The organism is Candidatus Magnetobacterium casense (genome assembly GCF_000714715.1).
GTDB classification, from domain to species: Bacteria; Nitrospirota; Thermodesulfovibrionia; order Thermodesulfovibrionales; family Magnetobacteriaceae; genus Magnetobacterium; species Magnetobacterium casense.
The window spans coordinates 230,183-239,626 of sequence record NZ_JMFO01000001.1 but is presented as its reverse complement, the minus strand read 5'-3'; the positions used below and the strand labels follow the sequence as shown (position 1 = coordinate 239,626).

The 9,444-nt window shown below is 48.7% G+C and carries 7 protein-coding genes and 1 pseudogene; 4 read left to right on the top strand and 4 right to left on the bottom strand.

What is annotated here, in order from left to right:
* A partial coding sequence (locus tag Mcas_RS18430; protein ID WP_040333447.1) for an IS1634 family transposase occupies nt 1–570 on the top strand: 570 nt, incomplete at its 5' end.
* 574 nt (nt 571–1,144) lie between these two features.
* Here the strand turns inward: Mcas_RS18430 and Mcas_RS15985 are convergent.
* Together Mcas_RS15985 and Mcas_RS01010 are read right to left on the bottom strand one after the other, a co-directional pair.
* Entirely contained in the window at nt 1,145–4,483 is a 3,339-nt protein-coding gene (locus tag Mcas_RS15985; protein ID WP_052566659.1) for an RCC1 domain-containing protein, read from the bottom strand.
* A gap of 98 nt (nt 4,484–4,581) precedes the next feature.
* Nucleotides 4,582–5,103 carry a Uma2 family endonuclease gene (locus Mcas_RS01010; RefSeq protein ID WP_040333446.1) on the bottom strand — a complete coding sequence of 174 codons (522 nt, stop codon included), beginning with the start codon at nt 5,101–5,103 and terminating at the stop codon, nt 4,582–4,584.
* A gap of 165 nt (nt 5,104–5,268) precedes the next feature.
* Here Mcas_RS01010 and Mcas_RS01005 point away from each other — a divergent pair, with 165 nt between their 5' ends.
* The 3 genes and pseudogenes from Mcas_RS01005 (at nt 5,269) to folK (ending at nt 7,662) form a co-directional block, all read left to right on the top strand.
* A complete protein-coding gene (locus Mcas_RS01005; protein WP_040333444.1) occupies nt 5,269–5,931 on the top strand; it encodes a Crp/Fnr family transcriptional regulator in 663 nt (220 codons plus the stop codon).
* A gap of 110 nt (nt 5,932–6,041) precedes the next feature.
* Nucleotides 6,042–7,217 carry an LL-diaminopimelate aminotransferase gene (locus Mcas_RS01000; RefSeq protein ID WP_156032973.1) on the top strand — a complete coding sequence of 392 codons (1,176 nt, stop codon included), beginning with the start codon at nt 6,042–6,044 and terminating at the stop codon, nt 7,215–7,217.
* A pseudogene (folK, locus tag Mcas_RS19085) lies at nt 7,214–7,662 on the top strand (2-amino-4-hydroxy-6-hydroxymethyldihydropteridine diphosphokinase). The gene Mcas_RS01000 and the pseudogene folK overlap by 4 nt, the downstream one beginning before the upstream one ends.
* Nucleotides 7,663–7,735: 73 nt before the next feature.
* Here the strand turns inward: folK and Mcas_RS00990 are convergent.
* Both Mcas_RS00990 and Mcas_RS00985 read right to left on the bottom strand, forming a co-directional pair.
* Nucleotides 7,736–7,975 (bottom strand): hypothetical protein, encoded by a 240-nt coding sequence (locus Mcas_RS00990; RefSeq protein ID WP_040333527.1) that lies wholly within the window; start codon nt 7,973–7,975, stop codon nt 7,736–7,738.
* Nucleotides 7,976–8,136: 161 nt separating this feature from the next.
* Nucleotides 8,137–9,159 carry a chymotrypsin family serine protease gene (locus tag Mcas_RS00985; protein ID WP_052566657.1) on the bottom strand — a complete coding sequence of 341 codons (1,023 nt, stop codon included), beginning with the start codon at nt 9,157–9,159 and terminating at the stop codon, nt 8,137–8,139.
* Nucleotides 9,160–9,444 lie beyond the last annotated feature (285 nt).

Here is a 9,444-nt window from a genome sequence, read left to right as displayed (position 1 = left end):
GAAGAGTTATCTAAGAAACTAAAAGAACATCCTAAAGCAAAAATAGAAACTGCCTTAAAAACTTTGAATGAATTAATAGAAACTTTATCTATAAAAGATTGGGTAGATATTAAAGAAAGTGAACGCAATATAATTGTTTCAATTGATAATGAAAGACTAAAAGAAGATAGCAAGTTAGACGGCTGTTATGCAATAAAAACTAATTTAACAGCGGAAGATATTACAACCGAGAAAATACATGACAGATATAAGGATTTAAGTTTTGTTGAACATGCTTTTAAGATAATGAAGACAGAACAATTAGAAGTAAGACCTGTATATGTGAGAAAGGAAAGTAGAACATGTGGTCACGTTTTTGTAACAATGCTTGCATATATTTTGATGCATGAGTTTAACAAACGTACAAGTAATCTGAAAATGACGGATGAATATATGGTTGATGTGTTAGATAAAATTCAAACTATAGAAATATCTCTTGCTGGAAAAACGATAAAGAGAATTCCAACTCCTGGTGAGGATGCACAAACAATTCTTAATGCGTTAGGAATTAGTCTGCCAAATAACACTTGAAAAATTTATGCCATAAATAAAATGTAGGCACGAATTTTTTGCTGCCCTTTTTGCGTATTACCAATATATTCAACCTTCTACAGCACTATTTTACCTTGTAAGTTCTGGAACTTCCGTTTTAGTGTCTACGTGTTTACACATTTTCTTTTATAAAACCTTATATTTAAAGGAAGTAAGCCTTTTTTTGCGCAGAACATCCGATTTAAGTAAAAACAAGGGATTGTCTGAACTAGGATTGATAACTTTGCTTCCTACGGTCGCAGGGCAGATTAAAGGATTTACAGGAAAAAGGGATAAGACCTTTTTTAGCAAAATCCTGATAATTCCTTAATCCGTTAAATCGTGGTTCAGACATCTTTAATTGCAGGGATTGGAATATGACATTGTCAAAGTATAGTTATTATACATTAGGAACTGGGCATAAATAACTTACCCATTTATATTTTGGTTTATTCATATTAAGCCATATTGCATAAAAGATTGAGTAGGTTATTTATGCACGGGCCCTTAATGGCAGGGGGTATAAGCTAGGGGTGGGGGTGCCCCGCCACAAGCAGCACCCCCGTCTAAATCGTTAATATATGCTCCAGTCAGCGGGAACGCCCTGGTCTACGTATCCGCCCGAGTAACTCGTCCCGGAGCTGTCCATTGTCCACATGTAGACGTCACCGTTTGAGCCATCCTGCCATAGCATATCGTTGACGCCATCGCCGTTGTAGTCACCGGTGGATTTCATATCCCAGGAGTCGGTGCCGGAGGCTTGCTCTGTCATCGGCACCATCGGGATAGTTGTACCACCCTTGGGTTTCAAGAAGTCTGCCCCCTTTATCTGTATGCCATCCATCAGCCAGATGACGTTCTGACCTGTGGCGGTATTGTGCAGGTGTATGTCGCTGTTGCCGTCTCCATTATAATCGGCAGCGGCCTTGATCTTCCACTCCGGTTGCAGCCTCCTGACAATGAATCCGCTACCGGCTTGCATCTTGGTACCATCCATCAACCAGCAAAAGACATCGCCAACGTCCTTGCTCTGCCACAGGATGTCGGCCTTGCCATCGCCATTGAAGTCTCCCACGCCCCTGATATACCAGTCCTGTGGCATACTTCTGACCACATACCCGCCGGAGGCTATTGAGGCACCATTCATCAGCCAGATGTAGACTGCCCCGCTACCGGTATCTTGCCACAGGATATCGCTCTTGCCGTCGCCATCAAAGTCCTCCGACAGTTTGAGTTGCCAATCTGCGGGGATTCCCCTGGCCACAAAGGCCCCGGACTTTTGCGCTATGCTATCCATTATCCAAACGTAGACGTCGCCCGTGTCGATGTTTTGCCAGAGCATGTCGCTTTTGCCGTCACCGTCAAAGTCCTCTGCCGCCTTGATACGCCAGTTGCCGGGGATGCCACGCCCCGCAAAGTCGGTAGACTTCTTCGATGCACCATTCATCAGCCAGATGGCCACGTCCCCTGTTGCGGAATTCTTCCACAGGATATCGCTCTTGCCATCGCCGTCAAAATCCTTCTTCACACGCTTGCGCCCAGTCTTAAACGCAACAGAGACCCCCTTTGCCTCGGTCATGTTCAGCGTACAGCGGTTGCCAGTGGCCACATCACACCCGGTCCATTGTATAAATCTTGATGCGGTATCCGGCTCTGCAGTGAGAACTACGTTGGTGTTGGCCGGATACGTTGCCGTAGCAACCTTGCCGTTCCAGGTAAGCACGCCCGTGGATGGCGTAACCGTACCGTCGCCTGTACCCGTCTTTGTGACGGTCAGGAGAAATCCGCTGCTTGTCTTTTGAGCAAACGTCAAGGCGAGCGTCCTGGCGGCCGTCATGTTGAACGTACACACGTTTGCTGCAACGGAATCACACCCTGACCAGGAGACAAAGTCCGAGGTCATATCCCCCTCTGCTGTCAGCGATACCGACGTGTTGAGGTCGTATTCGGCGGTACCGGTGTTGCCGTTCCAGGTGATCGTGCCAATTGAGGTCGTTACAGAGCCGTTACCGGTGCCCTGTTTCATGATAGTCAGGGACTTCCTTGTTGCCGACAGTCCGTCCTCGATCACCGTAAAGGTCTGACCCGCTATGGTCATTGTACCGGTGCGGTAGGTTGAACCCGTGTTGGCCGCCACGGAATACTTCACGGTGCCATTACCGTTGCCAGAGGCCCCCGATGTTATCGTAATCCAACTGCCGTCGTTGCTCGTTGCCGACCACGTGCAGCCGGGATTGGCCGTTACGTTTATGGTGTCACTGCCACCGGTTGAAGGGAAGTTCTTGTTCGTCGGGGAGAGCGTATAGGAACAGGACAAGGCATCCTGCATTACCGTAAACGTCTGCCCTGCAATCGTCATTGTGCCGGAGCGGGAGGCTGAACCCGTAGCCGTGCCCGTGTTGGCTGCTACCGTGTATGAAACCGTACCGCTGCCGGAGTTGGTGTTGACTGAGGAGATCGTGATCCAGCCTGCATTGCTTGTGGCGTTCCAGGTGCAGCCTGGATTAGCCGTTACGTTTACTATGTCACTGCCACCACCGGGGGGGAAGTCTTTGTTCGTTGGAGAGAGTGATTTACTGTTACAGTCTGGTGTCGGTGTAGGCGTGGACGTTGACGTAGGAGTGGGTGTAGGCGTAGGGGTTGGCGTAGGAGTTGGGGTTGGCGTAGGAGTGGGCAAGAAAACCTGTACCGGCGTGTTTGTATCCGTATCCATACCGTTTCCAAGCTGACCATAGGTGTTGCTACCCCATGCCCACAGCATTCCATCTGATTTAAGCGCTATGGCATGTCCAAAGCTAGTCGTTGATACTTCTGTCCAGTTAGTATCACTGCCTATCTCGACAGGCGTAGTTCTGCCGGTATTCGTACCGTCTCCAAGTTGCCCGGAGGCGTTATATCCCCAAGACCACAACGTTCCGTCTGTCTTAAGCGCTATGGTGCTATTACTACTCGCCGAGACTTTAGCCCAGTTAGTATCGCCACCTATCTTCGTTGGTGCGTTTTTTGGCGTAGTCGTACCGTCTCCGTGTTGCCCATTTGGGTTGATCCCCCATGCCCATAGCGTTCCGTCTGTCTTTAGCGCCATAACATGCCACTGGCCTGCTGATACTTTAGCCCAGTTCGTATCACTGTCGATTTGAATTGGTGTATACCTATCCGTATTCGTACCGTCTCCGAGCTGGCCGTTGAAGTTGTCCCCCCATGCCCATAACGTTCCGTCTGTCTTAAGCGCTGAAGTGTGCAGTTCACCACCTACGGCAGCGACCCAGTTATTATCAGTGCCGATCTTAGCCGGTGTATTTCTGCTTGCAGTCGTACCGTCTCCAAGCTGACCATTATTATTATACCCCCATGTCCATAGCGTCCCGTCTGTCTTTAGCGCTATTGTATGGTAATAACCAGTGGCAACGGAAGCCCAATCAGTATCAGAGCCTATCTTAGTTGGTGTATTTCTTTGCGTGTTAGTACCATCTCCTAGGCCGCTGTCAGTGTTATCGCCCCATGCCCATAACGTTCCGTCTGCTTTAAGCGCTACGGTATACCACTCGGCTGCAAAGATGGCAACCCAGTCCGTATCAGTACCTATTTTCGTCGGTGTGTTTCTGTTTGTAGTCGTGCCATCTCCAAGCTGACCATAGCGGTTATCGCCCCATGCCCATAATGTTCCGTCCGAATTAATCGCTACCGTGTGAAAATAACCAGTCGCAATCTTAATTCCGGCCCCGGCAAATTGACCATCTGCTGTGTTTTGGCTACCCAACGTAGTTAGGCTGCCTTCCGCAAAGGCGTTAGCTGTAAAGCCACCAAGGCACAGCACCCCAATCACCGCCAGCGTAAACAATGCCCTCACGCTGAACGCCCTGTTAAACCGGAGTCCTTTGCCCTCTGTGTCAATGGTAGTTCTCCCAAACATACTTCCTCCATGTTACTATTGTAGTTATACAAACCAGTGAAACTGGCTCTTTGCACGGATAGACATCTGCATCGTCCGGGTGCTTAAAGCGGCTGAGACTACTCCTGAAACACGCCCCTGATATCCACTTCAAGCCCTTCAATGACCTTCGACCTCACCACACCCTCACCCTCTGCCACAGAATACAGCTTGTAGGTATCTCCTTCAATCGTAAACACCTCAATGGTCTCAAGCTCCGGGATAACGATCCAATACTCGGGCACCCTGAAGGCTTCGTAAATCTCCTTCTTGGTTACGGTGTCCTTAGCATGAGAGCCTTTAGAGACAATCTCACAAACCATGTCGGGCACGCCCCTGATCCAGTCCTGCATGATAGCCATGTTGTCTTTACCTATAAACAACAAGTCAGGCTGTAGCCTCTGCTCTCCTTCCTTGAGTATGACGTCAAGTGGTGAATAATACACCTTGCCTGACTTGTATTTCTTTATGTGCTGACTCAGTATGTCATTTAAATTCCAGCTAATATTCTGATGTTTCCTAAATGGACTAGGCCCCATAACCTCCACTCCATTGATTATCTCAGTCAAATCAAAATCCCTGTCTAATGTCTGCGGTGTCATGCGATTATTGTATCATTAAGGACATCCGTTTGTCTACGTATATCAAAACATGCGGCAGGACAATTGCATACGAAGGGGTTAAGGGAGTGGCTCGTCCCTCGCTTGACCCCATAAAAGAGCCGTGTATTTTGTGGTTAATCTAATCCAAATATGCTATAATGTTATATGAAAATTGACGGCTTAAGACACAATGCGCTGTTTCGTGATGTAACGGAGGCAGAGTTACAATATATAGACACATATGCCAGGACGTTTTCCTTGGACAAGGACGAAACGGTGTTTACACAGGGCGATACTTCCAATGGCATATACTTTCTTGACGGCGGACGCATCAGGCTTTCAAAGCTCTACCACGACGGCAGGAAACTCACGCTCGACGTCATAGAGCCTGGGGAGTTCTTTGGCGAGATGGCCTTGGCGGGTGAAAAACACAGGAGCACTACGGCTGAGGCAACCGAAAGAGCCACGGGCATTGAGATACGTAAGAACGTCTTTGAGGAGTTTCTCAGAAAGCGGCCCGATATTGCCATAAAGCTGCTCCAACTGATCGGGGATAAGCGACAGAGTATGGAGAGCCTCCTTGAGGACATGGCCTTTATGGACGTGCAGGGGCGGATAGCATCGTTGTTGATCAAATACTCCGAAAACGGTCTTGTCAAGATACCGCTGACGCATCAGGAGATAGCCGATATGACCGGCACCAGTAGGGTGTCCGTTACACGCTCGATCATAAAGCTGCGCGATAAGGGTTTGATCGAAACGACTGGCGACAGGATCAGGTTAAGCGACATCGGCAAACTCCAGAAGCTCATCAGTTGGTCAATGTAGCGACGTGGTACCTGCGTACTTGTCGTTGATCCCTGATGCAGGGTAATTGTTTGAAATCCGTCTTTTTGTTATAATGATACCTTAAAAAAACATAACATTTTGGAGGTACAATGAGAAATCCAATCAACACTGCGCTTGCAGAGAGGGTGAGAAATCTGCCCCCCTATCTCTTTGACCGTATTGACAGGCTAAAGACAGAGGCTATCAAAAATAACGTCGATGTCATAGACCTCAGTATCGGCGACCCAGACATACCCACGCCATCCGTCATCGTAGAGGCGCTAAAGCGGGCTGCCGAAAACCCCGAACACCACCGCTATCCCTCATACCGCGGCATGGTAACCTTCAGGGGTGCGGTCAGTGCGTGGTACAAGAGGCGGTTCGGTGTCGATATAGACCCCGATGCGGAGGCGCTGTCGTTGATCGGATCAAAGGAGGGGGTTGGACACCTGCCCCTTGCCTTTGTCAATCCGGGGGATGTTGTCCTGTGTCCATGTCCTGGCTATCCGGTGTATTCGATTGGGACGCTGTTTGCACAGGGACAGCCATACTTTATGCCGCTGAAGGAGGAAAACGATTACTTCCCGGACTTTGCGGCCATCCCGCAGGACATACTCAAGCGTGCACGGCTGATGTTTCTCAACTATCCCAACAATCCAACGAGTGCTGTCACCACCAGGGAGAACTTTCTCAGGGCCATCGAGCTTGCCCATCAGCACGACATCATCATCTGCCACGACGCCGCCTACACGGAGACCTACTTTGACGGCAAACGTCCGTTGAGCTTTATGGAGATCAACGGGGCACGTGAGGTCGCCATCGAACTGCATTCGCTCTCTAAGACATATAATATGACCGGTTGGCGGGTGGGCTTTGCCGTTGGCAACCGTGAACTCGTCCAGGGACTGGGCAAGATCAAGACCAATCTGGACTCCGGCGTCTTTCAGGCCATCCAGGAGGCCGCCATTGTTGCGCTTGAGATGTCGGATGATCAACTTGCCTACATCCGGAACACATATCAGCAGCGGCGGGACTGCATGTATGACGGCCTGCGCGGACTTGGTCTGTCGGTCAAAAAGCCGGATGCAACGTTTTATCTGTGGGCCAGGGTGCCCGATAAATTTGGCTCGGAGGCATTTTCGATCCACCTGCTGGAGAAGTCCGGCGTGTTGGCCACCCCCGGCAACGGCTTTGGCGTAAACGGCGAGGGGTACATCCGGTTTGCCCTGACCAAGGGGGTTGAGCGGATCAAGGAGGCCATTGAGCGGATGAGGCTTGTTATTTGAAAGTCTACATCGGGATTGGCTCCAATCTGTCCGACAGACATGGCAATTGTCTGCGGGCAGTTGAGCTTCTGCAAGAGGCCGGGATCGCGATAACGGCACGTTCGGGGATGCATCAGACCGCTGCCTGGGGGGAGACGTCACAGCCAGACTTCATCAACATGTGTGTGGAGGCAGAGACCGACCTCCCCCCGCAGAACTGTTAAGCGTCCTAAAGGCAATAGAGGTAAAGATGGGGCGTGTGTCCACAAAGCGGTGGGGGCCGCGACTCATCGACCTCGATATCCTTCTGTACGGAGGGTTTGTCGTGCAGGAGGAGGGGCTGACGATCCCGCACCCATACATGCATCAGCGCGGGTTCGTCCTTCATCCTCTGCGGGAGATAGCCCCAGGGGTGGTGCACCCCGTCCTCAACAAGAGCATCGGGGAGTTGGCCGCCGAGGCATAAGCCACCAAGGTGCAGGCTGCATCCTCTGCACCCGGGCAGTCAGGCAGAAGCAGATGGCCTGGGATTTAAAGCTCTAAAATGCGTGAAACTTGCCACTAAACTCTAAGGCTACGGAGTAACCATCTATTTGAGCAGGTATCTTATCTTGTAGTAACTTTGGTTGCTTTGAAACATATACCTTTATCACAGCCCTGCCTGATTCCTCGCCGATGCCAACCCCTTCGACACCGTTTATATCAAAGAGATTCATTTCGTGTATAGCCTTAACCTCCTCAATTGTTGGCCTTGGTGAACTCTGTATATTATTAGTCATATTGACCTCACCTTCTTTCTCTGCTAATCTTATTATAACAAATGTCAATGTTATAAGTCCCGTTGCCGAGACAATTGTCACCAATATTCTCCGCCAGGGTATGTTAGCGTTTACTGGAAAGGCAGATGTCGCCCCTCCGTAGTTTTTTAGAACATGCCCTATTATGTTACTATGGTCACATCCAACGCCGATAAAACAGCGCTTATCGGATTGGCGCTTGTGAGTGTTTGACTTCCGGCAAAGAGCAGGCCAACCGGGTTATTGCCCGTCTCTGTCACAATCAGAGAACCGGAATCCCCTGGTTGACTGAAGGGCGCAGATGTCGTTGATTCAACCATTATCTGGTCCTTGAAAATCACATCTATTCCATTGAGATCAATTCTCATTGTAGCATTGCAACCAGTGACCCTACCATGTGTAAATTCAGTGGTACGTCCACACTTTTTTACAAGGAAATTCATACTGCATTCCGTGATGGCTTTACCTATCTGCCCATAGTACTCGACTACATTAGAGACTATGTTGTCAGAGAGCACCTCTGCAATGGCACAATCAAGGTAATTATATGCCCTAAAGTTTATCGGTACGAAGCTGGAGAGAGTGGCAATAGTATGGTCTTGAATTCGACCGCCATCAGCCTTAGCTGGTTGTAATATATGGTCACCAACACTTGTGTTGTTACAGTTAGCCAAGACATGGTTGTTACTCAGGATAAAGAGCCTGCTATTTCCTTTAACCACACAACCGAGGGTGCCGGCCGTTGTCAGATGATGTCCAACCGATACACCGCAAGGGGCGGGACGATAATATCCGGTTAAACCCTGTGCATACAGCTTACCGGAGGCAATAACATCTGTTGGAACACTGTTAACGTTTTTGGGAATAAGAGCCTCTGTTGCAACTTGCTCACTATCAGCCTTTTTTTCAACGTATACAGTAACACAAGGTTCGCCAGTGTACTTACCTTTAACCCTTTTTTCACTAATCCCTGCCCCAACAATATTATTAAAGCCCAGAGAGTCTTTACCTATTACCATAGAGTGAAGGAAAGTCGAACGAAAGTTAATATAGCTTTTAAGGCTTTTCTCAAATAGGAGCGGTTTATTTACATTTGAATTAACTAAGAACTGATTTTCAAGGAACTCTCTTGCAGCAATTAATGCCTCAATTTTTGCATATCCCATTAAATTGTACCTCCAAAGAACAATAATAGTGCTCTAAAAGAGCTTCTTCAGATTGTATCCCATATTGTTTCAAAAAAACAAGAGAAGTTTACTTCACATAACGAATTGCTTATATAAAAGTTACGTGTCTTTTAAAAAAGTAAAATGTTTGTTACTGTAAATATTTCTGTGATGATAGAAGGTTAGGCATTATGGGGTCAAGGGGCCCGTGACCCCTTTCAGGGGATTCTGAAGGGGGCCAGGTGCGACTTTTTATGGCCGGGGTGCCCCACCCCTCCCCTTGCA

What these genes read in the sequence shown, in the direction of transcription:
- Mcas_RS15985 (WP_052566659.1), bottom strand. Translation starts at nt 4,483, where the DNA reads ATGTTTGGGAGAACTACCATTGACACAGAGGGCAAAGGACTCCGGTTT.
- Mcas_RS01010 (WP_040333446.1), bottom strand. Translation starts at nt 5,103, where the DNA reads ATGACACCGCAGACATTAGACAGGGATTTTGATTTGACTGAGATAATC.
- Mcas_RS01005 (WP_040333444.1), top strand. Translation starts at nt 5,269, where the DNA reads ATGAAAATTGACGGCTTAAGACACAATGCGCTGTTTCGTGATGTAACG.
- Mcas_RS01000 (WP_156032973.1), top strand. Translation starts at nt 6,042, where the DNA reads ATGAGAAATCCAATCAACACTGCGCTTGCAGAGAGGGTGAGAAATCTG.
- Mcas_RS00990 (WP_040333527.1), bottom strand. Translation starts at nt 7,975, where the DNA reads ATGACTAATAATATACAGAGTTCACCAAGGCCAACAATTGAGGAGGTT.
- Mcas_RS00985 (WP_052566657.1), bottom strand. Translation starts at nt 9,159, where the DNA reads ATGGGATATGCAAAAATTGAGGCATTAATTGCTGCAAGAGAGTTCCTT.